This is a genomic window from Streptomyces sp. NPDC017225, from assembly GCF_044331465.1.
Classification (GTDB): Bacteria; Actinomycetota; Actinomycetes; order Streptomycetales; family Streptomycetaceae; genus Streptomyces.
Genome location: NZ_JBIRNE010000006.1, coordinates 212,214 through 237,239, shown reverse-complemented (window position 1 = coordinate 237,239; position 25,026 = coordinate 212,214). Strand labels below are relative to the sequence as shown.

The 25,026-nt window shown below is 71.8% G+C and carries 21 protein-coding genes; 12 read left to right on the top strand and 9 right to left on the bottom strand.

Features of this window, described 5'->3' with window-relative positions; genetic code table 11:
- Nucleotides 1–41: 41 nt before the first annotated feature.
- Nucleotides 42–2,864, bottom strand: coding sequence for a penicillin acylase family protein (locus tag ACH4NX_RS16635; protein ID WP_398127605.1), 2,823 nt, complete (start codon nucleotides 2,862–2,864; stop codon nucleotides 42–44).
- A gap of 323 nt (nucleotides 2,865–3,187) precedes the next feature.
- Here ACH4NX_RS16635 and ACH4NX_RS16630 point away from each other — a divergent pair, with 323 nt between their 5' ends.
- The 6 genes from ACH4NX_RS16630 to mscL all read left to right on the top strand — a co-directional run bounded on the left by ACH4NX_RS16630 (nucleotide 3,188) and on the right by mscL (nucleotide 9,162).
- On the top strand, nucleotides 3,188–4,726 hold the full coding sequence (locus ACH4NX_RS16630) for a potassium/proton antiporter (protein WP_398127604.1): 1,539 nt from the start codon (nucleotides 3,188–3,190) through the stop codon (nucleotides 4,724–4,726).
- A 303-nt stretch (nucleotides 4,727–5,029) separates the two neighbouring features.
- Nucleotides 5,030–6,346, top strand: a complete 1,317-nt coding sequence (locus tag ACH4NX_RS16625; RefSeq protein WP_398127603.1) for an MFS transporter — start codon at nucleotides 5,030–5,032, stop codon at nucleotides 6,344–6,346.
- A gap of 68 nt (nucleotides 6,347–6,414) precedes the next feature.
- A complete protein-coding gene (locus ACH4NX_RS16620) occupies nucleotides 6,415–6,747 on the top strand; it encodes an FmdB family zinc ribbon protein (protein WP_398127602.1) in 333 nt (110 codons plus the stop codon).
- A gap of 152 nt (nucleotides 6,748–6,899) precedes the next feature.
- A complete protein-coding gene (locus tag ACH4NX_RS16615) occupies nucleotides 6,900–7,742 on the top strand; it encodes an S-methyl-5'-thioadenosine phosphorylase (RefSeq protein ID WP_398127674.1) in 843 nt (280 codons plus the stop codon).
- A 304-nt stretch (nucleotides 7,743–8,046) separates the two neighbouring features.
- Nucleotides 8,047–8,526, top strand: a complete 480-nt coding sequence (locus tag ACH4NX_RS16610) for a hypothetical protein (RefSeq protein WP_351389388.1) — start codon at nucleotides 8,047–8,049, stop codon at nucleotides 8,524–8,526.
- A gap of 141 nt (nucleotides 8,527–8,667) precedes the next feature.
- A complete protein-coding gene (mscL, locus tag ACH4NX_RS16605) occupies nucleotides 8,668–9,162 on the top strand; it encodes a large conductance mechanosensitive channel protein MscL (RefSeq protein WP_351389007.1) in 495 nt (164 codons plus the stop codon).
- A gap of 48 nt (nucleotides 9,163–9,210) precedes the next feature.
- Here the strand turns inward: mscL and ACH4NX_RS16600 are convergent, their stop codons facing one another.
- Nucleotides 9,211–9,387, bottom strand: a complete 177-nt coding sequence (locus ACH4NX_RS16600; RefSeq protein ID WP_351389009.1) for a hypothetical protein — start codon at nucleotides 9,385–9,387, stop codon at nucleotides 9,211–9,213.
- Nucleotides 9,388–9,523: 136 nt separating this feature from the next.
- Between ACH4NX_RS16600 and ACH4NX_RS16595 the strand changes: the two genes are divergently transcribed.
- The 3 genes from ACH4NX_RS16595 to ACH4NX_RS16585 all read left to right on the top strand — a co-directional run bounded on the left by ACH4NX_RS16595 (nucleotide 9,524) and on the right by ACH4NX_RS16585 (nucleotide 13,093).
- The gene (locus ACH4NX_RS16595; protein WP_398127601.1) at nucleotides 9,524–10,567 is read left to right on the top strand and encodes a P1 family peptidase; all 1,044 of its coding nucleotides are present in this window, start codon (nucleotides 9,524–9,526) and stop codon (nucleotides 10,565–10,567) included.
- A 384-nt stretch (nucleotides 10,568–10,951) separates the two neighbouring features.
- Nucleotides 10,952–12,178: an Ig-like domain-containing protein gene (locus ACH4NX_RS16590; protein WP_398127600.1), complete on the top strand. Its 1,227-nt coding sequence runs from the start codon at nucleotides 10,952–10,954 to the stop codon at nucleotides 12,176–12,178.
- Nucleotides 12,179–12,346: 168 nt separating this feature from the next.
- The gene (locus ACH4NX_RS16585; protein WP_351389015.1) at nucleotides 12,347–13,093 is read left to right on the top strand and encodes a DUF6227 family protein; all 747 of its coding nucleotides are present in this window, start codon (nucleotides 12,347–12,349) and stop codon (nucleotides 13,091–13,093) included.
- 100 nt (nucleotides 13,094–13,193) lie between these two features.
- Here the strand turns inward: ACH4NX_RS16585 and ACH4NX_RS16580 are convergent, their stop codons facing one another.
- From ACH4NX_RS16580 to ACH4NX_RS16565, 4 genes are all read right to left on the bottom strand, one after another.
- On the bottom strand, nucleotides 13,194–15,368 hold the full coding sequence (locus ACH4NX_RS16580; RefSeq protein WP_398127599.1) for a fructose-specific PTS transporter subunit EIIC: 2,175 nt from the start codon (nucleotides 15,366–15,368) through the stop codon (nucleotides 13,194–13,196).
- A 184-nt stretch (nucleotides 15,369–15,552) separates the two neighbouring features.
- Nucleotides 15,553–16,500 carry a 1-phosphofructokinase gene (pfkB, locus tag ACH4NX_RS16575; protein WP_351389019.1) on the bottom strand — a complete coding sequence of 316 codons (948 nt, stop codon included), beginning with the start codon at nucleotides 16,498–16,500 and terminating at the stop codon, nucleotides 15,553–15,555.
- Nucleotides 16,497–17,258, bottom strand: a complete 762-nt coding sequence (locus tag ACH4NX_RS16570) for a DeoR/GlpR family DNA-binding transcription regulator (protein WP_351389021.1) — start codon at nucleotides 17,256–17,258, stop codon at nucleotides 16,497–16,499. Before ACH4NX_RS16570 ends, pfkB begins: the two co-directional genes overlap by 4 nt.
- Nucleotides 17,259–17,602: 344 nt before the next feature.
- Nucleotides 17,603–19,120, bottom strand: a complete 1,518-nt coding sequence (locus ACH4NX_RS16565) for an MFS transporter (RefSeq protein WP_351389023.1) — start codon at nucleotides 19,118–19,120, stop codon at nucleotides 17,603–17,605.
- A gap of 62 nt (nucleotides 19,121–19,182) precedes the next feature.
- On the opposite strand from ACH4NX_RS16565, the gene ACH4NX_RS16560 reads away from it, so the two are divergent.
- Nucleotides 19,183–20,154 carry a YafY family protein gene (locus tag ACH4NX_RS16560; protein WP_351389025.1) on the top strand — a complete coding sequence of 324 codons (972 nt, stop codon included), beginning with the start codon at nucleotides 19,183–19,185 and terminating at the stop codon, nucleotides 20,152–20,154.
- 29 nt (nucleotides 20,155–20,183) lie between these two features.
- Here ACH4NX_RS16560 and ACH4NX_RS16555 read toward each other — a convergent pair whose 3' ends face one another.
- Nucleotides 20,184–20,891 carry a TetR/AcrR family transcriptional regulator gene (locus ACH4NX_RS16555; protein ID WP_398127598.1) on the bottom strand — a complete coding sequence of 236 codons (708 nt, stop codon included), beginning with the start codon at nucleotides 20,889–20,891 and terminating at the stop codon, nucleotides 20,184–20,186.
- Nucleotides 20,892–21,680: 789 nt separating this feature from the next.
- The gene (locus ACH4NX_RS16550) at nucleotides 21,681–22,679 is read right to left on the bottom strand and encodes a sigma-70 family RNA polymerase sigma factor (protein ID WP_351389028.1); all 999 of its coding nucleotides are present in this window, start codon (nucleotides 22,677–22,679) and stop codon (nucleotides 21,681–21,683) included.
- Nucleotides 22,680–22,911: 232 nt separating this feature from the next.
- On the opposite strand from ACH4NX_RS16550, the gene ACH4NX_RS16545 reads away from it, so the two are divergent.
- Nucleotides 22,912–23,448: an N-acetyltransferase family protein gene (locus ACH4NX_RS16545; RefSeq protein ID WP_351389031.1), complete on the top strand. Its 537-nt coding sequence runs from the start codon at nucleotides 22,912–22,914 to the stop codon at nucleotides 23,446–23,448.
- Nucleotides 23,449–23,530: 82 nt separating this feature from the next.
- Here the strand turns inward: ACH4NX_RS16545 and ACH4NX_RS16540 are convergent, their stop codons facing one another.
- A complete protein-coding gene (locus ACH4NX_RS16540) occupies nucleotides 23,531–24,292 on the bottom strand; it encodes a dioxygenase (RefSeq protein WP_398127673.1) in 762 nt (253 codons plus the stop codon).
- Nucleotides 24,293–24,423: 131 nt separating this feature from the next.
- Here ACH4NX_RS16540 and ACH4NX_RS16535 point away from each other — a divergent pair, with 131 nt between their 5' ends.
- A complete protein-coding gene (locus tag ACH4NX_RS16535) occupies nucleotides 24,424–24,975 on the top strand; it encodes a MarR family winged helix-turn-helix transcriptional regulator (protein WP_398127597.1) in 552 nt (183 codons plus the stop codon).
- Nucleotides 24,976–25,026 lie beyond the last annotated feature (51 nt).

Below are 25,026 nucleotides of genomic sequence, written 5' to 3'. Positions count from 1 at the left end.
ACTCCCGTCAGCCGTCGGCCACGGCTCGGTTTCCGGTACCGCTACGGCTTCAGCACCAGCGTGTCGCTCGTGCTCTCGTCGACCGCCTTCTTCGAGAAGGCCCAGGGCAGCAGCTCTCCGTCGGCCCACTTGTCCGTCTGGTCGGTGTAGTGGGCGCTGTAGGCGTGTCCGGAGGCGCCGGTGAGGTTGATCCACCGCGACTTGTCGAGGTCGCCGAGGTTGACCACCATCCGCATGGACGGCACCCAGACCACCCCGTAGCCGCCGGCCGCGTTCCAGCCGGCGGCGTTGACCGCCGCCTCGCCGCCGCTGAGCTTCCACGGGCCGCGGTTGAGGGCGTACTTCAGGAAGCCGGGGCCCTCGGTGCCCAGGGTCTGGTTCTTCAGGAACAGGCGGTGCAGCCGGCCCCAGTTCCAGGTGTCGATGTCCTTGCCGAGCTTGGCGGTCAGCTCCCAGCGGGCGTCGGTCATGGCCCGCTTGAAGAGGTCGTCCCGGTTGTCGGCGCCCTTGCGGGTGCCGGAGGCGGGAGTCTTCCACCAGTCGCTCTTGGGGTCGTCCAGCAGGGTGCGGACCACCTCGAACCAGCGGTCGCCGCCGTCGGGCTGCGCCTGGGTGGCATCCCGCTGACCGCACTCGCGGACCTTGTTCGTCTCGTCCGCGGGTCCGGTGGTGTTGACCGGGTCGACCCACAGGCACTGACCCTCCACCCGCAGCTCCTTGGGCAGCTTGTTGCCGAAGGCGAGCTTGAGGATGTTGCGCCAGACCGCGTTGAAGTAGGCGGCGGCCGCCGAGTCGGCGTCCTGGGTGTAGTCCCAGCCCTCCAGCAGCTTCTGCGCCTCGCGGACGTCCTTGTCCGCGACGTCGATCTTCAGCAGCTGGGGCACGAGCAGCTTGGCCATCTCGCTGCTGTTGTCCAGCTGCATCTGGCGCATGTCGTCGGTGGAGATCTTCCCGCCGTCCTTGATCTTCTGCTCGATCAGGGAGGTGATCCGCTGGCTGCGGGCGCCGTAGCCCCAGTCCGTGGTCAGCGTGTACGGGTAGTCGTCCTCGTCGACGACGGCCTGGTTGGCGGTCACGATGTACCCGCGCTCCGGGTCGTACTCGTACGGCAGCTCGTCCGGGTCGATGTACTCGCCGCTCCAGCGGTAGTCGGAGCTCCAGCCGGGCGCCGGAAGGGAGCCGTCGTGGCCCTCGGCGCGCACCGGGATCCTGCCGGGCAGCGTGTAGCCGATGCGCTCGCTGTCGGCGTAGACCAGGTTCTGCGAGGGCACTTCGAAGAGCTGGGCGGCCTCGCGGAAATCGTCCCAGTTCTTCGCCCGGTCGATCGCGAAGACGGCGTCCATGGTGGAGCCCGCCTCCAGCGCGGTCCAGCGCAGCGCGACGCCGTAGCCGTCGCCTCGGTCGGGGGCGGCGGTGTCGACGGTGGCCTTCTTGCCGGTCTTCACCAGTTCGTCGTCGCGGTCGGACAGGAGGGGGCCGTTGTTGGTCTCCCGGACGACGATCTTCTTGGAGTCGCCGCCGGCGACCTTGATGGTCTCCTCGCGCGTCTCGAAGGGGACCACCTTGCCGTCGTACTGGTAACCGGCGCCGGTGATCTTCTCCAGGTAGAGGTCGGTGACGTCGACGCCGGAGTTGGTCAGGCCCCAGGCGATGTCCTGGTTGTGGCCGATTATCACGCCGGGCATGCCGGCGAAGGTGTAACCGGCGACGTCGTACTGGCACTTCGCGGAGACGGTGCGGCAGTGCAGGCCCATCTGGTACCAGACGGACGGCAGCGACGGCGACAGGTGCGGGTCGTTGGCCAGCAGCGGCTTGCCGGTGATGGTGTGCTCGCCGGAGACGACCCAGGAGTTGGAGCCGATGCCGTTGCCGTTCACGCCGACGGCGGTGGGCAGGTCGTCCAGGACCTCCTGGAGGGTCCCCAGTTGGCCCTGCAGAGCGTTGCCGGTGCCCGTACCCGTACCCGTGCCAGTGCCCGTGCCAGTACCAGTCCCGGTGCCAGTACCAGTCCCCGTGCCCGTGCCCGTGCCCGTGCCCGTGCCGGACGAGGAGTCCTCGTCGCCGCCGGACGTGCCGCCGCCGTCCCACGTCTCGGTGAGCTCGTCGTACTGGCCCTCCTGGACGATCGCCTTGTTCCGGCCGTACGGATAGGCCGGGTACAGGTCGGCGATCTGCTTGGGTCCGAGGCGGCTGGTCATCAGGGCGCGGTCGATCTCGTCCTGCATGTTGCCGCGCAGGTCCCAGGCCATCGCCTTCAGCCACGCGACCGAGTCGACCGGGGTCCACTCCTGCGGCTCGTAGTCGTTGGTGAACCCGAGCGCGGCGTACTCCAGGGAGATGTCCTTGCCGTCCTTGCCCTTCAGGTAGGCGTTGACTCCCTTGGCGTAGGCCTGGAGGTACTTCTTCGTGGAGTCCGACAGCTTCTCGTCGTACTCCTTCTTCGCCACCCGGTGCCAGCCCATGGTGCGCAGGAACTCGTCGTTGTCGACCTGGCCCTCGCCGAACATCTCCGACAGGCGGCCGGAGGTCATGTGGCGGCGTACGTCCATCTCGTAGAACCGGTCCTGCGCCTGGACGTAGCCCTGCGCCATGAACAGGTCCTCGTCGGTGGAGGCGTAGATCTGCGGGATGCCGTAACCGTCGCGTTTGACGTCGACCGGACCCGACAGGCCGTCCAGCGTGATCGAGCCCTTGGTCTGCGGAAAGGACGCGCGGACGGTGCTGATGGACCAGTACGCCCCGTAGGCGAGGCCGCCGATGATGGCCAGAACCAGCACGAGGACGAGAAGGCGTAGTTTGCGCCCCTTCTTCCTGCCGGACTTGCCGGGCTGCTGACCCGTGGAGGCGGTGTTGGTGGGGGGCATCGCTGTCCTTGCTGTCCTAACACGAGCGGCAGGGGCGGGCTGTGCTTTGTACTGAACGCTGGAGCAACTGTAGGCGCAGGGCCCACTCCCCCTTGACGCGGAGTCGGGTACGGGCGGGCACGGGCGTTCGATCTTGCCAAGGTGAGCGTCAAGAAAGCGTCAAGAGTTAGGTAAGGTAACGAAGTAGTTGTCCGCAGAGCACCGCGGTCCCGTGTGCCATGGGTGTACGTACATTGCGCGGAGTGCGCTTGCGCGTACCGCGCGGGCGCCTTCGTCCGCGACGTGGTCCGTGCTGTGATCCGTGGTGATCCGCACTGTGATCCGTGCTGTGCGCCAGGGAAGGGAAACGGCCGCTGACTGTCCACCACCTCAACCAGCTCCTGCTCGTCTGCTCGCTCGTCCTGCTCATCGCCGTGGTGGCGGTCCGGATCTCCTCGCGCAGCGGACTCCCCAGCCTGCTCGTCTACCTGGCCATCGGCGTCGCCATGGGCCAGGACGGCATCGGCGACATCCAGTTCGACAACGCCGAACTGGTCCAGGTCATCGGCTATGCGGCCCTGGTCGTGATCCTGGCCGAAGGCGGTCTCGGCACGAAGTGGAAGGAGGCGAAACCGGCCCTGCCGGCCGCCTCCGCGCTGGCACTGGCCGGAGTCGCGGTGAGCGTCGGCGTGACGGCGGCGGGCGCGCACTACCTGACCGGGCTGGAGTGGCGGCAGGCACTGATCGTCGGCGCGGTGGTGTCCTCCACGGACGCGGCGGCCGTCTTCTCGGTCCTCCGCAGGATCCCGCTGCCCTCGCGCATAACGGGCATCCTCGAGGCCGAGTCCGGCTTCAACGACGCCCCGGTGGTCATCCTCGTGGTCGCCTTCTCCACGGCCGGCCCGATCGAGCACTGGTACGTGCTGCTGGGCGAGATCGCCCTGGAGCTGGCCATCGGCGCGGCCATCGGACTCGCGGTCGGCTGGCTGGGCTCCTTGGGACTGCGGCACGTGGCGCTTCCCGCCTCCGGCCTCTACCCCATCGCCGTCATGTCGATCGCCGTCGCGGCCTACGCGGCCGGTGCCATGGCCCACGGCAGCGGCTTCCTCGCCGTCTACCTCGCCTCGATGGTCATGGGCAACGCCCGGCTGCCGCACTGGCCCGCCACCCGCGGGTTCGCCGACGGGCTCGGCTGGCTCGCCCAGATCGGCATGTTCGTGCTGCTCGGCCTGCTGGTCACCCCGCACGAACTGGGCGACGACATCCTGCCCGCCCTGGTCATCGGACTGGTGCTCACCATGGTGGCGCGTCCGCTGAGCGTCGTGCTGTGCCTGGTGCCCTTCCGGGTGCCCTGGCAGGAGCAGGCCCTGATGTCCTGGGCCGGACTGCGCGGCGCGGTGCCCATCATCCTGGCGACGATCCCCATGGTGGAGGGCGTCGCGGGCAGCCGCCGGATCTTCAACATCGTCTTCGTCCTGGTCGTCGTCTACACCCTGATCCAGGGGCCGACGCTGCCCTGGCTGGCCCGCAAGCTGCGCCTGGGCAAGGGGGACGAGGCCGCCGACCTCGGCATCGAGTCGGCGCCCCTGGAACGGCTGCGCGGACACCTGCTGTCCGTGACGATCCCCGAGGGCTCGAGGATGCACGGCGTCGAGGTCAGCGAACTGCGGCTGCCGACCGGGGCCGCCGTCACGCTCATCGTCCGCGACGAGACGTCGTTCGTACCGCTGCCGACGACGGGGCTGCGACGCGGGGACGAACTCCTCGTGGTCGCCACGGACCCCGTCCGGGACGCCGCCGAGGCACGGCTGCGCGCGGTCGGACACGGCGGCAAACTGGCCGGCTGGCTGGGCACGGGCGACGCGAACGGGCGTCGCAGGTGAACGTGGGGGCGTGGCGACCGTGGGGGGCGTGACCGTGGGGGGCGTGGTGGACATGGTGAACGTGAGAGGGTGCTCGCTTTCACAGGCTGTGTCCCTCTTGATCCCTGTACGATGAATACGGCACCTGATCGAACCAACTCTGCCTGACGCAGAGCTGGCGCGACCGTATGGCGGCCGGAACGCCCTCTTCGGCACCGACTCCGGCATCTACCGCAGTCCGCGCAAGAGGACAGCTCTCGGCGCTCCCGCACGGTGACAACCGCGAGGCGGACCGCGCTACCAGGCGGCAGAAAGGCACGGGCCGTGGCATCCACGGTCACCCCGTCGAAGAAGTCGCCGGAGGGGGAGCGGCACACCGCGCCCGGCTCCGCCCGCCCGGGATACGGGCAGCTGCTGCGCACCCGCGGCGCCTGGACGTTCCTGCTCCCCGGCTTCGCGGCACGCCAGCCGTTCGCCATGCTGACGCTCTCCATCGTGCTGCTCGTACAGCACACCTCCGGCTCCTACGGCGTCGCCGGCGCCGTCGCGGCCGTCACCGGCGTCGCCATGGCCGTCTTCGCCCCCTACAGCGGCCGGCTCGCCGACCGCTACGGGCAGCGCGCCGTCCTGCTCCCCGGCGTACTCGTCCACGCGGCCTCCGGTCTGACCCTGACCGTCCTCGCGCTCGCGGACGCACCCCTGTGGGCGCTGTTCGTGGCGGCCGTGCCCACCGGCGCCTCGGTGCCGCAGGTCGGACCCATGGTGCGGGCCCGCTGGGGGGTGAAGCTCAAGGACTCCCCGCTGCAGAGCACGGCGGCCGCCTTCGAGTCCGTCACGGACGAGCTGACCTTCGTCCTCGGCCCGCTCGTGGCGACCGCCCTGTGCACGGCCGTGGACCCGGCCGCGGGCCTGGTCACGGAGGCGGCACTCACCCTGGTGGGCGGTCTGCTGTTCGCCGCGCAGAAGAGCACCCAGCCGGTGGTCGGCCGTGCCGACGGCGACCACGCGCGCGTGGAGCGCGTTTCGGCACTGCGCATCCCCGGGGTGCGCGTCCTGATCGTGGTCTTCCTGGGCATCGGTTCCGTCTTCGGCGGCATGCAGGTCTCGCTGGCCGCGTTCACCGAGTCGATCGGCGAGCCCGGGCTGAACGGCGTCCTGTACGGCGTCTTCGCAGCGGGCAACATGCTCTCCGGCCTGGCCTGCGGCGCCATCGCCTGGAAGGTCGCCCCGCAGCGGCGCCTCCTGGTCGGGTACGCCGCCCTCGCGCTGACCGCGTCCGGCCTGTGGGCCGCGCACTCGGTGCTCGTGCTGGCCGGCCTCGGCCTGCTCGTCGGCATGTGCATCGCGCCCGCCCTCGTCACCGGCTACACGCTGGTCGAGAGCCTGGTCCCGGCCGGCGCCCGCACCGAGGCCTTCACCTGGCTGACCGGCGCCGTGGCGCTCGGCCAGGCGGCGGCCGTGACCGTCTCCGGGCAGCTGGAGGACCGGCTCTGGGACGGCGCCGGGTTCCTGGTGCCGATGGGCGGCACGGTGCTCGCGCTGGCGGTCCTGGTGGCCCTGCGTTCGCGGCTGGCGACCCGGCCCCAGGGACGTACGGTGGCACGTGGCGTCGGTCACCGGGAGCACGCCGCAGTGGACTGATCCCGCGGAATACGTCACTATGGACCGTCGTTAGCACTCATCGAGTGAGAGTGCCAGGAGGAAGACAAGTGCCGACGTACCAGTACCAGTGCACCGAGTGCGGCGAGGGCCTCGAGGCGGTGCAGAAGTTCACCGACGACGCCCTGACCGAGTGCCCGAACTGCCAGGGCCGCCTGAAGAAGGTGTTCTCGGCGGTCGGCATTGTCTTCAAGGGCTCCGGTTTCTACCGCAACGACAGCCGCGGCAGCTCGTCGAGCAGCTCGCCGGCGAAGTCGTCGTCGTCAGCGTCGACGTCCTCTTCGTCGTCGTCCTCGGACTCGGGCGGTTCGTCGTCCTCGTCGGCGTCGTCGTCCTCGTCGTCGGGTTCCGGCAGCTCCTCCTCCAGCACCACCGCCGCGTAGGGCTTGCCTCGGCGGCGAGGTTCCCTGAGCCGCGAGGTTCCCGGGCTGGGTGGTTTCCTCGGCCGTACAAGGCTTCTTACGAGACCCTGTCGTCGTCCGACGACGGGGTCCTCGGTGTTTTCCGGGGCGGTTAGGGTGCGGGCATGGCGAACATGGCGAACAAGGTGACTGCCGGGATCGGCGTGATCGGCGGCTCCGGTTTCTACTCGTTCCTCGACGACGTGACCGAGGTCGAGGTGGACACCCCGTACGGGCCGCCCAGCGACTCCCTCTTCCTCGGCGAGGTCGCCGGCCGGCGGGTCGCCTTCCTCCCCCGGCACGGACGCGGCCACCATCTGCCGCCGCACCGGATCAACTACCGGGCCAACCTGTGGGCGCTTCGCTCGGTCGGCGTGCGCCAGGTCCTCGGCCCGTGCGCGGTCGGCGGTCTGCGCCCCGAGTACGGGCCGGGCACGCTGCTGGTGCCGGACCAGTTCGTCGACCGTACGAAGTCCCGGCCGTCGACGTACTTCGACGGGATGCCGACGCCCGACGGCACGGTGCCCAACGTGGTGCACGTGTCGCTGGCCGACCCGTACTGCCGCACCGGACGGGCCGCCGCGCTGAAGGCGGCGCGCGGCCGGGACTGGGAGCCGGTGGACGGCGGCACCCTGGTCGTGGTCGAGGGACCGCGCTTCGGGACCCGCGCGGAGTCCTTGTGGCACCGGGCGCAGGGCTGGTCGGTGGTGGGCATGACCGGCCACCCCGAGGCGGCGCTCGCGCGTGAACTGGAGCTCTGCTACACGTCGCTGACCCTCGTCACCGACCTCGACGCCGGCGCGGAGAGCGGCGAGGGCGTCTCGCACGAGGAGGTGCTGCGGGTGTTCGCGGCGAACGTGGACCGGCTGCGGGGCGTCCTGTTCGACGCGCTGGCCGCGTTGCCGGCGGACGGGGAGCGGGACTGCCCGTGCGGGGCGGCGCTGGGCGGGATGGATCCGGGGATCGCGCTGCCGTAAGGGGCGGTTGCTGCCGTAGGGACGGTTGCCGCCGTGAGAGTCGGTGGCCGCAGTAGGGCCGGTTGCCGCAGCAGGGCCGGTTGCCGCAGCAGGGCCGGTCGGGGGCTGGAGCTTCCCCTTCGGGTGACCGGGTTTTCCACAACCGGTCGGTGACGCACGGGCTCCGGCGGGCGGCTGCGAGAGGCCTCATCGTGGGAACGCAAGCCGATCGCTCGTCTCCCCGTCACAGGTGGTGGTCACCGTGCCCCGTTCCGCCCTTCCCTCTCCGCTGCCGCCCGGCACCGACGCTCCTCCCACCTGCGAGGTGCCGCACTTCGACCCGGTCCGGGTGCGCGGCGGGCGTCACCAGCTGCACCGGCTCGTACGCCACCGGCGGCGTGCCGTTGCCGTCGGGCTCGCCGTCACCGCCGCGGCGCTGGTGGCGGCGGGCCCGCACCCGGGGGCCGGCGGGCAGGACGCCCAGCGGCCACGCGGGCATCCGGTGACCGAGCCGGTGCGCAAGCGGCAGGGCGTACGACTCGTGTCGGCGCCGGTACGGATCGCCGACGCGGCCACGGTGCGGCTGCTCAGGCCGGGCGACCGGGTCGACGTCGTGTCGGCCGGGGACGGCGGCGCGGGCGACGCGTCCGTGATCGCGCGCGGAGTGCGGGTGACGGAGGTGCCGGAGCCCGTGGACGGGACGGCGGCGGACGGGGCGCTGGTGGTGGTCTCGGTGCCGCGCGCCACCGCACACCGGCTGATCGGCGCGGGAGCCGCGTCGCGGCTGGCGGTGACGCTGTGCTGAGCCCGTCGAGTCGCTCGTTGGAGGGACCTGATTGGACAGGACGGCCCAGCGCTGACGTAGGTTGCGGAGCGTTTTGTTCCACACCCCGTCCGTGCGAGACCTGGTCTCCCGCGACCTGTGCACATGAGGAGAGCCCCCGAGGTGAGCGAGAAGAACGAGCCGAGCGTCTGGCAGGGTTTCAAGGCCTTCCTGATGCGTGGGAACGTCATCGACCTGGCGGTGGCGGTCGTCATCGGCGCCGCCTTCACCAACATCGTCAACTCGGTGGTGAAGGGGGTCATCAACCCCCTGATCGGCGCGTTCGGCACCCAGAGCCTGGACAGCTACAGTTCCTGCCTCAAGGGCCCGTGCACCGGGACCGGCGACAGCGCGACGGGGGTGCGGATCCTGTGGGGCTCGGTGCTGGGCGCCACCCTCACGTTCCTGATCACCGCGGCCGTCGTCTACTTCCTCATGGTGCTGCCCATGGCGAAGTACCTGGCCCGGCAGGAGGCCCGTCGCAAGGCGAAGGAGAGCACACGGGAGATCGTCGAGGTCTCCGAGCTGGAGGTGCTCAAGGAGATCCGCGACGCGCTGGTGGCGCAGCGCGGTTCGGGCCACGACCGTCCCCAGGACGACCCGTCGGGCCGTCCATAGGCCGGATCGCGACGGCAACTGCCCGGCGGCGGCCACTGCCCGCACGGCTCACAGGTGGTGGGGCGGCTTCTCGTCGAGGAAGCGCTTCAGGTCGGCGGCACTGTCGCCCGCGGGCCGGTCGCCCCATCCTCGGTCGGTGTCGTCCGAGGTCTGCTGGTCCAGCGGGTCGTCGAAGACCAGCGCGGGCCGGGGTGCGCGGGGCTCGGGGGCGGGGGTGGTGCTCATGGCTCCAGGGTACGGCCCGTCCCGCCCGAAGCGTGCCGAAGCGTGCGGGAGCGGGGCCCTGCGGCGCCCGCCGCCCGATGCCGCCGTCGGGCGACGTGGGCGACGTGGGCGCCGGTGCCTGGACGAGACTGGCGGTATGACAGTTGACGCATTGACGGACGTCGCCGGTGTGCTGGTGGGGCATGCGACACGCACCGGCGACGGGTGGCTGACGGGCACGACGGTGGTGCTGGCGCCGGAGGACGGGGCGGTCGCCGCCGTGGATGTACGCGGCGGCGGCCCCGGAACCAAGGAGACGGACGCCCTCGATCCGCGCAACCTGGTGCGGAAGGTCCAGGCGGTGGTGCTGACCGGCGGCAGCGCGTACGGGCTCGACGCGGCGTCCGGGGTGATGGCCTGGCTGGAGGAGCGGGGGCGAGGGGTACGCGTCGGCCCGGACCCCGCGCACGTGGTGCCGGTGGTGCCGGCGGCCTGCGTCTTCGACCTCGGGCGCGGGGGCGACTTCCGGGCCAGGCCGGACGCGGACACCGGACGGGCGGCGGCCGAGGCGGCCCACGCGAGTACGCCGGGCGCGGGAATGGCCGAGGGGTGTGTCGGGGCGGGCACGGGAGCCGTGGTCGGCACGCTGAAGGGCGGGATCGGCAGCGCGAGCACCGTGCTGGACTCGGGAATCACGGTGGCGGCGCTGGTGGTGGCGAACGCGGCGGGATCGGTGACGGATCCGGAAACGGGGGTGCTGTACGGGGAGTTGTTCCGGGGCGGGCGGGTCGAGTACCCGGCGCCGGGCGTCCACGAAGCGGCGGGGCGGCGACTCGCCGAGGTCGCGGCGAGGAACGCACCGCCCCCGCTGAACACCACGCTCGCCGTGGTCGCCACCGACGCGGACCTCTCCAAGGCCCAGGCGCAGAAGCTGGCCGGCACGGCGCACGACGGCATCGCGCGTGCCGTACGGCCGGTGCACCTGCTCAGCGACGGGGACACGGTGTTCACCCTGGCGACCGGGGAGCGTCCCCTCGACGCCGAGCAGCCGCTCGCGCTGAACGAGGTGCTGGCGGCGGGCGCGGACATGGTGACGCGCGCGATCGTGCGAGCCGTCCGGGCCGCCGGTCCGGTGGACGGACCCGGCGGGGCATGGCCGTCGTACGAGGAGCTCTACGGAAGCCCGTCCAGGGCCGTTTGACCGAGTCCGAGCGACACCACCGGCCGCCACCGAGGGGCCGGCACGACGACAGGCGGGCAGGACGACAGGACGCCAGGACGACAACCGTGACTGTCCCGAACAGGCCGGTACACGCACAGGGCCGCACACGAGCGGACGGCCGTCCCGGACGCACGGGCGCCCCGGACGCACGGCCGTCCCGGACGCACGGGCGCCCCGGACGCACGGGCGCCCCGGACGCACGGGCGCCCCGGACGCACGGGCGCACGGGCGTCGCGACGGGTGATTGTCCCGGTTCTGTCACGTGCCGGCGTTCCGGGCGGGCGGCGGGAACCTCGTCGGCCGCCGATCACCTCTACAGGACTGAGCGAGAACCCCGCACAACAACCGAACCTGGAGCAGCCCGTGACAACCCCGGTCATAGCATCGCGGCGCGTACTGGGGGCCGTTGCCGCCCTGGCCATCGGCACCCTCACCCTCACCGCCTGCGGCGGAAGCGCCAGCGCCGACGCCCGCAAGGACGGCAAGGGCGGCGACACGGACTCCGCCAGGACCTCGGTCGCGGAGGTCGTGATCTCGGCGAAGGACGGATCGACCGGCGCCTCGATCAACGCGACCGGTGTGAAGGTCAGCGACGGCAGACTGACGGACGTGAAGATGACGTTGCCGGAGACGGGCGCGGTCGTGCCGGGCACGATCACCGCCGACGGCTCGGGCTGGAAGCCCAAGGAGCAGCTGGAGCGCGGCACGAAGTACCGGATCACGGCGACCGCGAAGGACGCCGACGGCCGCACGTCCGCCGCCGACTCGGTCTTCACCACCGTCTCCACGGCCAACAGCTTCATCGGCACGTACGCCCCGGACGGCGGCACCACGGTGGGGGTGGGGATGCCGGTGTCATTCACGTTCGACAAGGCGATCAGCGACAAGAAGAGCGTGCAGTCGCACATCACGGTCACCTCCAGCAGCGGGCAGAAGGTGGTCGGGCACTGGTTCGGCTCGCAGCGGCTCGACTTCCGGCCCGAGGAGTACTGGAAGGCCGGCTCCAAGGTCACGATGAAGATCGACCTGGACGGAGTGGAGGGCGCGAACGACGTGTACGGCGTGCAGAAGAAGACCGTCACCTTCACCGTGGGGAGGGCGCAGGTCTCCACGGTGGACGCGGACACCCAGACCATGACGGTCGTGCGCGACGGCGAGACGCTCAAGTCGATCCCCATCTCGGCGGGCAGCGCCGAGAATCCGACGTACAACGGACAGATGGTGATCTCGGAGAAGTCCCTGCAGACGCACATGGACGGTTCGACGGTCGGGTTCGGCGGCGAGTACGACATCCCGGACGTGCCGCACGCGATGCGGCTGAGCACCTCCGGTACCTTCATCCACGGCAACTACTGGTACAACCCGGGCAACCCTCCCTTCGGCGTCCAGGGCACCAGCCACGGCTGCGTCGGGCTGCGGGACGTGCAGGGCGGCCAGGGCGCCACCGACGGCAAGTGGTTCTACGACAACTCGCTCATCGGGGACGTCGTGACGGTCAAGAACTCCCCGGACGGCACGATCACGCCGGACAACGGCCTCAACGGCTGGAACATGGCGTGGAACGAGTGGACTGCCGGAAGCGCGGTCTGACACCGCCCTGAGCAGCGTTTTTTGACGGTTCGTCGGGTCGCGCGGGAACTTCTCGCGCGGCCCCGCCGTTTTTCGTGCGTACGTTTTCTCGGTTCCCGGACACGATGTCCGACCGAGGGGCTACGGTATGCACCCACAAGGTGACATGCAGCAACGCCGGGAGAAACCTTGAGCGTTCCGTACGAGACGGCAGCGTACGAACCACCCGAGTCGCCCGAGTCTCCGGAGGAGCACCTCATGCGACTGCTCGGTCGCGCACTGAACTCGTTCGAGCTGCCCGACGAGACTTTACGGCAGCTGGACTGCGCGCTGGCGCACGACGGTTCGCTGCACTCCGCGCACCACAGCGCGGGGCTGCACCGCGAGACGTACCGGCACACCTGGCTGCTCGCCGACGGCTCGGCGCTCACGCTCTGGGAGCTGGTCCACAACACCGCCCCGGGCAGCGAACCGCAGCGCGAGGTGTACGTCGACGAGGAGGAACTGCGCACCGCCACCGCACGGCTGGCGCTGCCGCCGGACACACCCGACTTCGAACTGCCCGTGCAGGTACAGCTCTCCCCCGTCCCCGCCCCGCGCCACGCCTACGTCCCCGACGCCTCGGCGGACCACGCCCGCCGGCTGCTGCGCCGCGCGGAGAACCCGGACCGGCCCGGCGGTGACCTCGCCGCCCGGCTGACGACGGCGTCCGCGCACCAGATCACCCAGGCCTTCGGCGGCCCCGGACGCGCGGGCCGCGCCCGGATCGGTTTCTCGCTCTACGAGCACGCGTTCCTGCTGCGGGACGGTGCGGAGGTCTCCCTCTGGGAGGTCGAGCACACGGCGACGCCCGACGGGCGGCACATGTGCGAGGTCTACGAGAGTGAGGACACCGCCCGCCGCGCGATGGAGCGGCGCGCGGCACAGGTCTCCTAGCGCACCCGCCGGCGCGGGCACGCGGTACGGACGCCGCCGGGCCGGGTCCCTCGCGGACCCGGCCCGTGAATCACCGACGTCGCCCGACGTCGGGCGCCCCTCAGGCGGCGGCCACCGGCTGCTTCGCCCCCGGTGTCGAGGCGGTCGGGTCCGCGCCGCCGGAGCCCGGGACCACCGCTCCCGGCGTCGGCCTGCGCAGCCCCTTGAGGACGATCACCAGGGCCGTGGTGACGCAGACACCGGCCGCGACGGCGACCAGGTAGAGCAGCGGGTTGCCGATCAGCGGGACCACGAAGATGCCGCCGTGCGGGGCGCGCAGGGTGGCGCCGAAGGCCATGGACAGAGCGCCGGTGACGGCGCCGCCCACCATCGAGGACGGGATGACCCGCAGCGGGTCGGCCGCGGCGAACGGGATCGCGCCCTCGGTGATGAAGGAGGCGCCCAGCACCCAGGCGGCCTTGCCGTTCTCGCGCTCGGCGGCGTTGAAGAGCTTGCCGCGCACGGTCGTGGCCAGGGCCATCGCCAGCGGCGGGACCATGCCGGCCGCCATGACCGTCGCCATGATCTTCATCGCCGAGTCGCTCGGGTCGGAGACGGCTATGCCGGCGGTGGCGAAGGCGTAGGCGACCTTGTTGACCGGGCCGCCCAGGTCGAAGCACATCATCAGGCCGAGCAGGGCGCCGAGCAGGACGGCGTTGGCACCGGACAGGTCGCTCAGCCAGTCGGTCATCGCCGTCTGCGCGGACGCGATGGGCTTGCCGATCACCACGAACATCAGGAACCCGACGATCGCCGCGGAGATCAGCGGGATCACCACCACGGGCATGATGCCGCGCAGGGCCGCCGGGATGCGTACCCGCTGGATCGCCATCACCACGGCACCGGAGATCAGACCGGCCGCCAGACCTCCGAGGAACCCGGCGTTGATGGTCAGGGCGATCGAACCGCCCACGAACCCGGGGACCAGGCCCGGTCGGTCGGCCATGCCGTAGGCGATGTAACCGGCCAGCACCGGGACGAGGAAGGCGAAGGCCACGCCGCCGATCTGGTACAGCAGCGCCGCCCAGCTGTCCGCCTGCGACCACACGAAGTGGTCCATCACCGACGGCGCCTCGTTGATCTCGTAGCCGCCGATGGCGAAGCCCAGGGCGATCAGCAGACCGCCCGCGGCGACGAACGGCACCATGTAGCTGACGCCGGACATCAGCCAGACGCGCAGCTTCGTCCCGTAGCCCTCGCCGGATCCGCCGCCGCGCTCGACGGGCGTCGTACCGTCGGCACCGGCCGAACCGTTCGAACCGGCCGCCGTGACCTCGCCGCGTGCCGCCTTCCCTCGGACCTCGTCGATCAGCTCGCCGGGCCGGTTGATGGCCGCCTTGACGCCGGTGTCGACGGTGGGCTTCCCGGCGAAGCGGTCCTTGTCGCGTACGGGCACGTCATGGGCGAAGATCACACCGTCCGCCGCCTCGATCACCGCCGGGTCCAGCCGGGTGAAGCCGGCCGAGCCCTGCGTCTCGACGACGACCTCGACGCCCGACTCGCGTCCCGCGTTCTCCAGCGACTCGGCCGCCATGTAGGTGTGCGCGATGCCGGTGGGGCAGGAGGTGACGGCGACGATACGGAAGGGACGCCCGGGCTCACCGGACTTCCCGTGCTCCCCGGGCTCCTCCGCCCTGTCGGTGCCGGCCGTCCTGTCGGTGTCAGCGGCCCCGTCGGTGCCATCCGCCCCGTCGGTGCCGGCCGTGGCGGCCTCGGCGGAGGCCGCCGCCGAGACCGCCACGGAGTCCCCGGCGCCTTCGAAGGCACCTGCGGAGGCACCCTCGGAGCCGGTCGGCCGCTCTCCGCGGATCAGCGCGGCGGCGGCGGTCGCGTCACCCACCGACCGCAGCGCGGTCGTGAACTCGGCGTTCATCAGCTGCCGGGCGAGTGAGGAGAGGATCGTCAGGTGGGCGTCGTCGGCGCCCGCCGGAGCGGCGATCAGGAAGATCAGGTCGGCCGGACCGTCCGCCGCTCCGAAGTCGATGCCGTCCGCGCTGCGCCCGAAGGCCAGCGTCGGCTCGGTGACGTGCTCGCTGCGGCAGTGCGGGATGCCGATGCCGCCGTCGAGGCCGGTCGGCATCTGCGCCTCACGGGCGGCCACGTCGGCGAGGAAGCCCTCCAGGTCGGTCACCCGGCCCTGGGCCACCATCCGCTCGGCGAGGGCGCGCGCCGCCGCTTCCTTGGTGTCGGCGGACAGGTCGAGGTCGACCAGATCCGCGGTGATCATGTCGCTCATCGCGGGCTCCTTAGCTCGCGTATCGCCCGGAACGTGGGGTGGTGGGCGAGGGCGGAGAGGGGGACGGGGGCACTGCGGTGGGGGCGTGGGCCCGGGCCGCGGGGGTCCGGGACGGGGCGGGAGTTGAGGAGGAAACCGGGGAGTAGGCCGGGGAGGCGGTCGGGGTGGGAGCCGGAGTGGGAGTTCATGAGGCCGGCTCCTTCAGAGCGCGGTCCACCGGCACTTCCGCCGTGACCGTCACCGCGCCCGGATCCAGGTCGACCGGCGTCGGCATCACGCTGCCGGGCAACTGGACGGCGGCGGCGCCGTGCGCGACGGCGGAGGCGAGGGCGCCCGGCCCCGCGCCCCCGGCGACGAGGAATCCGGCGAGCGACGCATCCCCGGCACCGACGTTGCTGCGTACGGCGTCCACCCGGGCGCTGCCGAACCAGGTGCCCTCGTCGGCCACGAGCAGCTGTCCGTCGGCGCCCAGGCTGGCGAGCACGGACCGGGCGCCCAGCTCCCGCAGCTCCTCGGCGGCCTTCACGGCGTCGCCCACGGTGGCCAGGGGACGCCCGACGGCCTCCGCCAGCTCCCCGGCGTTCGGCTTGACCACGTCGGGCCGTTCACGCAGCGCCCGGAGCAGGGCGGGCCCGGAGGTGTCCAGGGCGATGCGGACGCCCGCCGTGTGTGCCCGGGCGACCAGGTCGGCGTACCAGGAGGGGGCGAGTCCGCGGGGCAGGCTGCCGCAGCAGGCGATCCAGTCCGCGCCGGGCGACTGGCGCCGTACGGTCTCCAGGAGCAGCTCACGCTCGGCCGCCGACAGTTCGGGCCCCGGGGCGTTGATCTTCGTCAGGACACCGTCCGCCTCGGCGAGCGCGATGTTGGCCCGGGTGACCCCGGCGATCGGCACCGGCGCGACCTCGATGCCCTGGGCGTCGAGCAGCTCGGTGACGAGCGCGCCGGACGGGCCGCCGAGCGGCAGGACCGCGACGGTGCGCCGGCCGGCCGCCGTCACCGCGCGCGAGACGTTCACGCCCTTGCCGCCCGGGTCCACGCGCTCGCCCGTGGCGCGGACGACCTCGCCGCGGTCGAGGGAGGGGACCTCGTAGGTGCGGTCCAGGGACGGGTTGGGGGTGACGGTGAGGATCATGCGCGTACTACTTCCGTGCCGGCGCGCTCGATGGCGGTGGCGTCTTCGGGGCTCATCCCGCTGTCGGTGATCAGCAGGTCCACATCGCTCAGGGCGCCGAAGCGGGCGAAGTGCTCCTGGCCGTGCTTGGAGGAGTCGGCGAGCAGCACCACGCGGCGGGCGGCGGCCACCGCGGCGCGCTTGACGGCGGCCTCGGCGAGGTCGGGGGTGGTCAGACCGTGCTCCACGGAGAAACCGTTGGCCGCCACCACCAGCACGTCGGCGCGGATCTCGCCGTACGCGCGCAGCGCCCAGGCGTCCACGGCGGCGCGCGTACGGTGCCGCACGCGCCCTCCGACCAGGTGGAGCTGGATGCCGGGGTGGTCGGCGAGGCGGGCCGCGATGGGCAGGCTGTGGGTGACGACGGTGAGCGACGCCTCCGGCGGGAGCGCGGCGGCCATGCGGGCCACCGTCGAACCGGCGTCGAGGATCACCGTGCCCTCGGCCGGCAGTTCCGCCAGGGCCGCCTTGGCGATCCGGTCCTTCTCGTCGGCGGCCGTGGACTCGCGCTCGGCGAGGTCCGGCTCGAAGTCGAGCCGCCCGGCGGGGATCGCGCCGCCGTGCACGCGGCGCAGCAGCCCGGCGCGGTCGAGTGCCTTCAGGTCGCGGCGGATGGTCTCCGCCGTCACCTGGAACTCCTCGGCCAGCGACACCACGTCGACCCGGCCGCCGTCCCGGGCGAGCCGGAGGATCTCCTGTTGCCGCTCCGGTGCGTACATGACCGTTCGCCTCCGCCTGTGCCCGAACCTGTGGTTTCACCCGGAGGCTACGCCCGCTATTCCGCAATGTAAACAGGAAACAGAAACGAACGGACTCACTCGGGCATGAACGGGCACTCCTCCCCTGGCGGCACCCCTGGCAGCACCCCTGGCAGCACCCCTGGCTCAGGCTCACCAGGCGGGACACGAAAAGGGGCGGGCCCGGCACCGAAGTACCGGACCCGCCCCTGTCCTGCCCGTCCTCTGCCCTGCCCGCCCGTCCTCTGTCCTGCCCCGCCCGTCCTCTGTCCTGCCCCGCCCGTCCCCCGCCCTGCCCGAAGCGCGGTGACCGAAGCGCGGTGGCCTCAGACCAGCGCGGGCTCCTTCTCCTGCGTCCGCTCCTCCTCCTGGGCCCCTTCCACGTGCTGGGCCGGCCGCTTGGGCAGCGCGAACATCAGCAGGAAGATGACGGCCAGCACCCCGGCCACCCAGCCCAGCGCGTTCTGGAAGGCGTCGGCGTACGCCGGGCCGACGCGGGCCGGAGCCAGGTGGTCGCTCATGGTGCCGAAGAAGACCACCGAGACCAGTCCCAGCCCCAGCGCGTTGCCCATCTGCTGCACGGTGTTGATGAGCCCGGACGCCGCTCCGGCGTGCTCGCGCGGCACCTGGGACAGCACCGCGTCCGTCAGCGGCGCGACGATCAGCCCCATGCCGACGCCCATCACGACGAGCGGCAGCGCCATCTGCCAGGAGGTGATGCCGAGTCCGTACCGCTCGGACTCCCAGATGTAGAGCAGCACTCCGGCCGCCATGACCAACGCGCCCGCCTGGAGCACCTTGCGTCCGAAGCGCGGGACGAGCTTCTGCACCGACACCCCGGCCGCCACGGAGACGGCGATCGAGAACGGAACGCCGGTCAGCCCGGCCCGCAGCTCGCTCCAGCCGAGCCCCACCTGCATGTACAGCGTCCACACCAGGAAGAAGATACCGAGCGCGATCCCGAAGACGGTCTGCACGGCGATACCGGCCGCGAAGCTCTTCACCTTGAACAGCGACAGTTCGACCAGCGGCGAACCGTCCCGCGCCGCCTTCCGCCTCTCGTACGCCACCAGCACCGCGAGGACCACGAACGCGCCTGCCATCGACAGGTACCCCCACAGCGGCCAGTCCAGCTCGCGGCCCTGGGTGAGCGGGTAGACCAGCATCAGCAGTCCCAGGGTGACCAGGGCGACCCCGACCAGGTCCAGCTTGAGGGCACGCGGCGCCTTGGACTCCGTGATGTAGCGGCTGCCGAGGATCAGACCGGCGACGCCGACCGGCAGGTTGATGAGGAAGATGGGCCGCCACTCGAGCCCGAAGAGGTTCCACTCGGTGAGCAGCGCGCCCAGCAGCGGACCGGAGACGGCCCCCAGCCCCACGATCGCGCCGAACAGCCCGAACACCTTGCCGCGTTCGTGCGCCGGGAAGGTGGCGTGCACGATCGACAGCACCTGCGGCACCATCAGCGCCGCCATGGCGCCCTGGAGAAGGCGGGAGGCGACCAGCATCTCCGGGTTCACGGCGAAGCCGCACAGCGCGGACGCCATGGTGAAGCCGCCGACGCCGATGAGGAACACCCGCTTGCGGCCGTGGATGTCGCCGAGCCGTCCGCCGGTGATCAGACCGGCGGCGAAGGCGAGGGCGTAACCGGCGGTGATCCACTGGATCTGGCTGTAGGTGGCACCCTCGTTCTCCCGGATCGACGGGATCGCGATGTTGACGATGGTGACGTCGACCAGGTCCATGAAGGCCGCGGTCATCACGATCGCGAGCGCGAACCAGCGACGCCGGTCGCCTGCGACGGGCTGGGCGGGAGCGGGCCCCGGGATATGCGTTGAGGTCATGGAAGGAAACTACGACCCCAGTAGGACAGTTCACGTCCTAGAGGTGCGGCATCCTCGGAGCCATGACGACGGACACTCCGGCCCGGCTCCTGACGCTCCTCTCCCTCCTCCAGACGCCCCGCGAATGGCCCGGCGGCGAGCTCGCCGACCGGCTCGGGGTCTCCCGCCGCACGGTCCGGCGGGACATCGACCGGCTGCGCGAACTGGGCTACCCCGTGCAGGCGAGCATGGGCTCCGACGGCGGCTACCGGCTGGTGGCCGGCAAGGCGATGCCACCGCTTGTCCTCGACGACGAGGAGGCCGTGGCCATCGCGGTCGGGCTGCGCGCCGGCGCCGGGCACGCGGTGGAGGGGGTGGACGAGGCCTCGGTACGGGCACTGGCCAAGCTGGAGCAGGTGCTGCCGGGCCGCCTGCGCCACCGCGTCGCCACGCTCCAGGCCGCGACGACACCGCTCACCAGCGGGGACGGGCCGAGCATCGCGCCCGAGACACTGACCGTCATGGCCTCGACGGTGGCCGGACGGGAGCGGCTGCGGTTCGCCTACCGCGCGGGGGACGGCACCGAGTCGCGGCGCGTGACGGAGCCGTACCGGCTGGTGTCGACGGGCCGCCGCTGGTACCTGGTCGCCTACGACCTGGACCGGGACGACTGGCGGACCTTCCGGGTCGACCGGGTGAGCGAACCGTTCGCCACGGGCGCCCGGTTCGCGCCGCGGGAGCTGCCGACCGGGAGCGCGGCGGAGTACCTGCGGCGCTCGATGCGGCGGCACGGCGACTCGTACGAGATCGTGGTCGCCTTCGACGCGCCGGCCGAGGTCGTCGCGGCACGGATCCCGCAGTGGCTCGGGACCCCGGAGTCGGCGGACGGCGGCGCGTCGTGCGTCCTGCGGGCGACCGTGTCCGACGCGGTGGAGTGGATGGCGGTACGTCTCGCGATGCTGGGGGTGGAGTTCCGGGTACGGGAGCCGGCGGAACTGGTGGAGTGCGTACGGGGCTTGGGAGGAAGGCTGGTGAGGGCGTCGGGGGGCGAATGACGGCTCCGTCCGCCGTCCACCCTCGCGGACTACCTCGTACGAGCACCGTCCCAGTCGACTCCCCGCACCGCCTCGAGATTCCGCAGCGCCAACTCCAGCGGACTCCGCGCCCCGTCGGCCGAGTAGCCCCCGGGCGGGAGAGTCGCGGGCGAGGAGCCCTCGGACGACACGACCCCCTCCCCCCGGGAGGGCTCCGCCGAGAGGCTCTCGGCGGAGAGACCCTGGGCGGAGGCCGCCCAGTACTCCACCGCCACCCGCACCGCCGCGCCCGCGACGGCAGCCGCGAAGTGCGTGGCGGGAGAGCGCTCCAGTCGCGCGGCAACGTTGTCGTCACCCTGAGCCATCCGGGCGGCCAGCGCCTTCACGAGCCCCCGCTCCGCCGTCCGGCAGACCTCCGCCCACACCTTCCGCAACGCCGGGCTGCTCTCGGCCAGCCGGATGAGGGTCCGGGCCCACTCCCAGGACGGCGCCGAGACCCCGGCGCCCGGCGTCAGCGTGTGCCGTACGGCGTGTTCCAGGGCCTCGGGCGGGGACAGCTCCGCCGGGGCCTCGCGCACCGCCTGCGCCCAGCGCTCGGCGCCCAGGGCGTAGAGCGGGGCGACGGCCTCCTCCTTGGTCGCGAAGTAGCGGTAGAAGGTGCGCGGCGCGACGCCGGCGGCCCGGGCGATGTCCTCGGCCCGGGTGGCCCGCAGCCCCTGGTTCACGAAGAGGCGGGCCGCCGCGCGGGCGATCTCCATCCGGGTCGCGGCCTTGCGCCGCTCGATCAGGGAGACGGGCGCCGGCCCGGGCGCGGGGGACGCCGCCGACGAAGAGGCGATGCCCGCCGACGAGGAAGGGGCCGTAGGGGTCGTGCCCGCCGACGAGGAAAGGGTCGTAGGGGTCGTGCCCGCCGACGAGGAAGGGGCCGTAGGGGTCGTGCCCGCCGACGAGGAAAGGGCCGTAGGGGTCGTGCCCGCCGACGAGGGGGAAGGCGGGTGGTTCGCCGATGGCGTGGGGATCGTGCTGCTCACTTCGGCAGGCTATGCCGCTGTGGCAGAATCTGCCATTCGGCGGGCCACCCCGGGGTTCAGGTTCGGGGTGCCCCGCCTCCCCTGCCTGCCCGCTCCACGCTCCCCCACCCGTTCTCCGCGCCGTGGCCGGTCCGCGCCCCCCAACGGAAGGAGCCGGACCCGGCGCCCCGGGGGGAGAGGCGCCGAGCCCGGCTCGGGAAGGTCCCGGCGCCGGGGGGAGTGCGTCGGGACGTGGTCCGAAGTGGCGGAGAGGCCCGGTCCGGGCCGCCGCCCCGGGCCCGGACTGCTGGGAAGCGCGGGGCCCGGAGTTCTATTTCCCGGCCTCCGCCGGTTGAAGCAGCGTTACACGGCCATGTTTGCGCGGGGTTCGGCCACCGGCGTACGCCCCACGCGTCACGTCACGCCCCCGCATCACACCACGCCGCCGGTGACAGCACCGCCGCATCGCGTCCGCGCCACGCCGTCACCCTCGCGCCGTCCTTGGCCGCCGCCCGCCGCGGCGCGCGGCGACCGCCTTTACGCCGCCGCCTCGAAGCCGGTGTCGCGGGCCAGCTTCTTCAGCTCCAGCAGCGCGTGCTTCTCGATCTGCCGGATGCGCTCGCGCGTGAGGCCGTGCTCCTTGCCGACCTCCGTCAGCGTACGCTCGCGGCCGTCGTCGATGCCGTACCGCATCTTGATGATGGAGGCCGTGCGCGGGTCGAGGCGGCCGATGAGGTCGTCGAGCTCCTCGCTGCGCAGCAGCGTCATCACCGACTGCTCGGGCGACACGGCGGAGGTGTCCTCGAGCAGGTCGCCGAACTGGGTCTCGCCCTCGTCGTCCACCGCCATGTTCAGCGAGACGGGGTCGCGGGCCCAGTCGAGTACGTCGGTGACGCGCTCCGGCGTGGAACCGAGCTCGGCGGCGATCTCGGCGGGCTCCGGCTCGCGGCCGTGCTCGCGGTTGAACTCGCGCTGGACGCGCCGGATCCGGCCCAGCTCCTCCACCAGGTGGACGGGCAGCCGGATGGTGCGCGACTGGTCGGCGATGGACCGGGTGATGGCCTGACGGATCCACCAGGTCGCGTACGTCGAGAACTTGAAGCCCTTGCGGTAGTCGAACTTCTCGACCGCGCGGACCAGGCCGGCGTTGCCCTCCTGAATGAGGTCGAGAAGCGGCAGACCGCTGCGGGGGTAACGGCGGGCGACCGCGACGACCAGCCGCAGGTTGGAACGGATGAAGACGTCCTTCGCCCGCTCGCTCTCCTCGATCAGGGCGCGGAGCTCCTCCCGGGTGGCATCCGCCCCGGTCTCCTCGTAGCCTTCGAGGACCTGCCGCGCGAAGACACCCGCCTCGATGGTCTGGGACAGCTCGACCTCCTTGGCGGCGTCGAGCAGGGGTGTCCGCGCGATCTCGTCGAGGTACATGCCGACCAGATCGCGGTCGGCGAGCTCGCCGCCGTTGGCGCGGACGCTGGTTGCCGCGTCGGAGGTCCCGCCGGTGGCGGACTTACGACGGGCGACGGCACGGGTTGCCATGCGTGCTCCCTTGCGATGGTGGTTCAGCGGGTGGTCCAGGTGGTTCTGTGGACACTCGGCGCCGTGTGGGGTTGTCCTCCGGTCTCGGATCCGGTCTCCGGCCTCTGTCGGGACTCTCCTCGGGTGCCCTGCATCCGATGGAAACAACGACTGGAATCCGGACAGAATTCCCAACCCGCCCCCCGATTTTTCTGATCATGCAGTACCCTGTGCCGCCACAGGGGGAGGCGTGATGCGGTCGGGGCGTACGGAGGTCCAGGTCAGACCGGGAATCGAGGAGGACCTCAAGGCCCTCACCGACCTCTACAACCACTACGTCCGTGAGACGCCCGTCACGTTCGACACCAACCCCTTCACCCCGGAAGAGCGCCGCCCTTGGCTGCTCTCCCACCCTGAAGACGGTCCGTACCGGCTGAGGGTTGCCACGGACGCGGACTCACAGGAGATCCTGGGGTACGCCACATCCAGCCCCTATCGGGCGAAGCCCGCGTACGGGACCTCGGTGGAGACCACCGTCTACGTCGCCCCGCACGCCGGCCGTCGCGGCATCGGCACACTGCTCTACACGGCCCTCTTCGAGGCCCTGGCGGGCGAGGACCTGCACCGCGCCTACGCGGGCATCGCGCAGCCCAACGAGGCCTCCACCCGGCTGCACGAACGCTTCGGCTTCCGGTACGTCGGCACGTACCGCGAGGTGGGCCGCAAATTCGGCCGGTACTGGGACGTGGCCTGGTACGAGAAGCCGCTCCAGCGGGAGGCGGCCCGGTAGTGCCACCCCGGAAACAAGCCGTTCCCACAAGCAGTTCCCACCCCGCCCGTATTCCGTCCCGCTGCCGCCGTCCCGTGCCCGGTCAGCCGAACTGCACCGACCGCTTGGCCAGCCCCATCCAGAACCCGTCGATCACGGACTTCCGCGAGTCGAGCTCGCCGGCCGCGTCCGCCGCCCCCATGGTCACGAACAGCGGGGCGAAGTGCTCGGTGCGCGGGTGGGCGAGCAGGCCCGCCGGGGACTTGTGGGCGAAGTCGAGCAGCCCGTCCACGTCACCGGCCTCCAGCGCGCGCCGGCCCCAGTCGTCGAACTCCGCGGACCAGGCGGGGACGCCGCTCCGGCGCAGCGCGGCGAGGTTGTGGGTGAAGAAGCCGGAGCCGATGATCAGCACCCCTTCGTCGCGCAGCGGCGCGAGCCTGCGGCCGGTCTCCATGAGCCGTGCCGGGTCGAGGGTCGGCATGGAGACCTGGAGGACCGGGATGTCGGCGCCGGGGTACATCTCGACGAGCGGCACGTACGCGCCGTGGTCGAGGCCGCGGTCGGGGACGTCCTGCACGGGCGTACCGGGGGCGCGCAGCAGCTTGCGTACGGACTCGGCGAGCGCTGGGGCGCCGGGAGCCTCGTAACGCACCTGGTAGTAGTGCTCCGGGAAGCCCCAGAAGTCGTAGACCAGGGGGACGGTCCGGGTGGCACCGAGGGCGAGCGGGGCCTCCTCCCAGTGGGCGGAGACGACGAGGATCGCCTTGGGGCGCGGGAGGGCGGCGGCCCACGCGGCGAGTTCGCCGGGCCAGACGGGGTCGTCGGCGAGGGGCGGGGCGCCGTGGCTGAGATAGAGGGCGGGCATGCGCTCCTGAGTGGCGACGGACATGAGGGCGACTCCCGGTACTTGAGCTACTTGAACTCTCAATCTCTCTCTTCCCCGAACCTACGCTCCCTTTGTTTAAGTTTCAAGCAGTGGTTCCGTACGATGGATACATGAACACGGCACCCAACCCGGCTCCCACCCCGGGACCCGTCCCGGCCCCCGCCCCGGCCCCCGCCGACGAGCCCCGCTGGCTCACCGACGAGGAACAGCGCGTCTGGCGCTCCTACATCGAGGCCGCCACCCTTCTCGAGGACCATCTCGACCGTCAGCTCCAGCGCGACGCGGGCATGCCGCACGTCTACTACGGCCTGCTGGTCAAGCTCGCGGAGTCACCGCGGCGGCGGCTGCGGATGACGGAGCTGGCCCGGTACGCGAAGATCACCCGCTCCCGCCTCTCGCACGCCGTCGCCCGCCTGGAGAAGAACGGCTGGGTCCGCCGGGAGGACTGCCCCTCCGACAAGCGCGGCCAGTTCGCCATCCTCACGGACGAGGGGTACGAGGTGCTGAGCCGGACCGCGCCGGGCCATGTGAACGCCGTACGTCAGGCCGTGTTCGACCGGCTCACGCCCGAACAGCAGAAGTCCCTCGGCGAGATCACGCGGATCGTCGCCGAGGGACTTCAGCCGAGCGAAGCGGGTGCGGACCTGCCCTGGCTGCGCTGAGCGCGCGGCCGGGGCAGGTCCTGGGAACCGTACGTGAGGGGCGTCCCTTCC

What these genes read in the sequence shown, in the direction of transcription:
- ACH4NX_RS16615 (WP_398127674.1), top strand. Translation starts at nt 6,900, where the DNA reads ATGGCGAACAAGGTGACTGCCGGGATCGGCGTGATCGGCGGCTCCGGT.
- ACH4NX_RS16560 (WP_351389025.1), top strand. Translation starts at nt 19,183, where the DNA reads ATGACGACGGACACTCCGGCCCGGCTCCTGACGCTCCTCTCCCTCCTC.
- ACH4NX_RS16535 (WP_398127597.1), top strand. Translation starts at nt 24,424, where the DNA reads ATGAACACGGCACCCAACCCGGCTCCCACCCCGGGACCCGTCCCGGCC.
- ACH4NX_RS16580 (WP_398127599.1), bottom strand. Translation starts at nt 15,368, where the DNA reads ATGAGCGACATGATCACCGCGGATCTGGTCGACCTCGACCTGTCCGCC.
- ACH4NX_RS16570 (WP_351389021.1), bottom strand. Translation starts at nt 17,258, where the DNA reads ATGTACGCACCGGAGCGGCAACAGGAGATCCTCCGGCTCGCCCGGGAC.
- ACH4NX_RS16545 (WP_351389031.1), top strand. Translation starts at nt 22,912, where the DNA reads ATGCGGTCGGGGCGTACGGAGGTCCAGGTCAGACCGGGAATCGAGGAG.
- ACH4NX_RS16635 (WP_398127605.1), bottom strand. Translation starts at nt 2,864, where the DNA reads ATGCCCCCCACCAACACCGCCTCCACGGGTCAGCAGCCCGGCAAGTCC.
- ACH4NX_RS16540 (WP_398127673.1), bottom strand. Translation starts at nt 24,292, where the DNA reads ATGCCCGCCCTCTATCTCAGCCACGGCGCCCCGCCCCTCGCCGACGAC.
- ACH4NX_RS16600 (WP_351389009.1), bottom strand. Translation starts at nt 9,387, where the DNA reads ATGAGCACCACCCCCGCCCCCGAGCCCCGCGCACCCCGGCCCGCGCTG.
- ACH4NX_RS16565 (WP_351389023.1), bottom strand. Translation starts at nt 19,120, where the DNA reads ATGACCTCAACGCATATCCCGGGGCCCGCTCCCGCCCAGCCCGTCGCA.
- pfkB (WP_351389019.1), bottom strand. Translation starts at nt 16,500, where the DNA reads ATGATCCTCACCGTCACCCCCAACCCGTCCCTGGACCGCACCTACGAG.
- ACH4NX_RS16555 (WP_398127598.1), bottom strand. Translation starts at nt 20,891, where the DNA reads ATGGAGATCGCCCGCGCGGCGGCCCGCCTCTTCGTGAACCAGGGGCTG.
- ACH4NX_RS16550 (WP_351389028.1), bottom strand. Translation starts at nt 22,679, where the DNA reads ATGGCAACCCGTGCCGTCGCCCGTCGTAAGTCCGCCACCGGCGGGACC.
- ACH4NX_RS16595 (WP_398127601.1), top strand. Translation starts at nt 9,524, where the DNA reads ATGACAGTTGACGCATTGACGGACGTCGCCGGTGTGCTGGTGGGGCAT.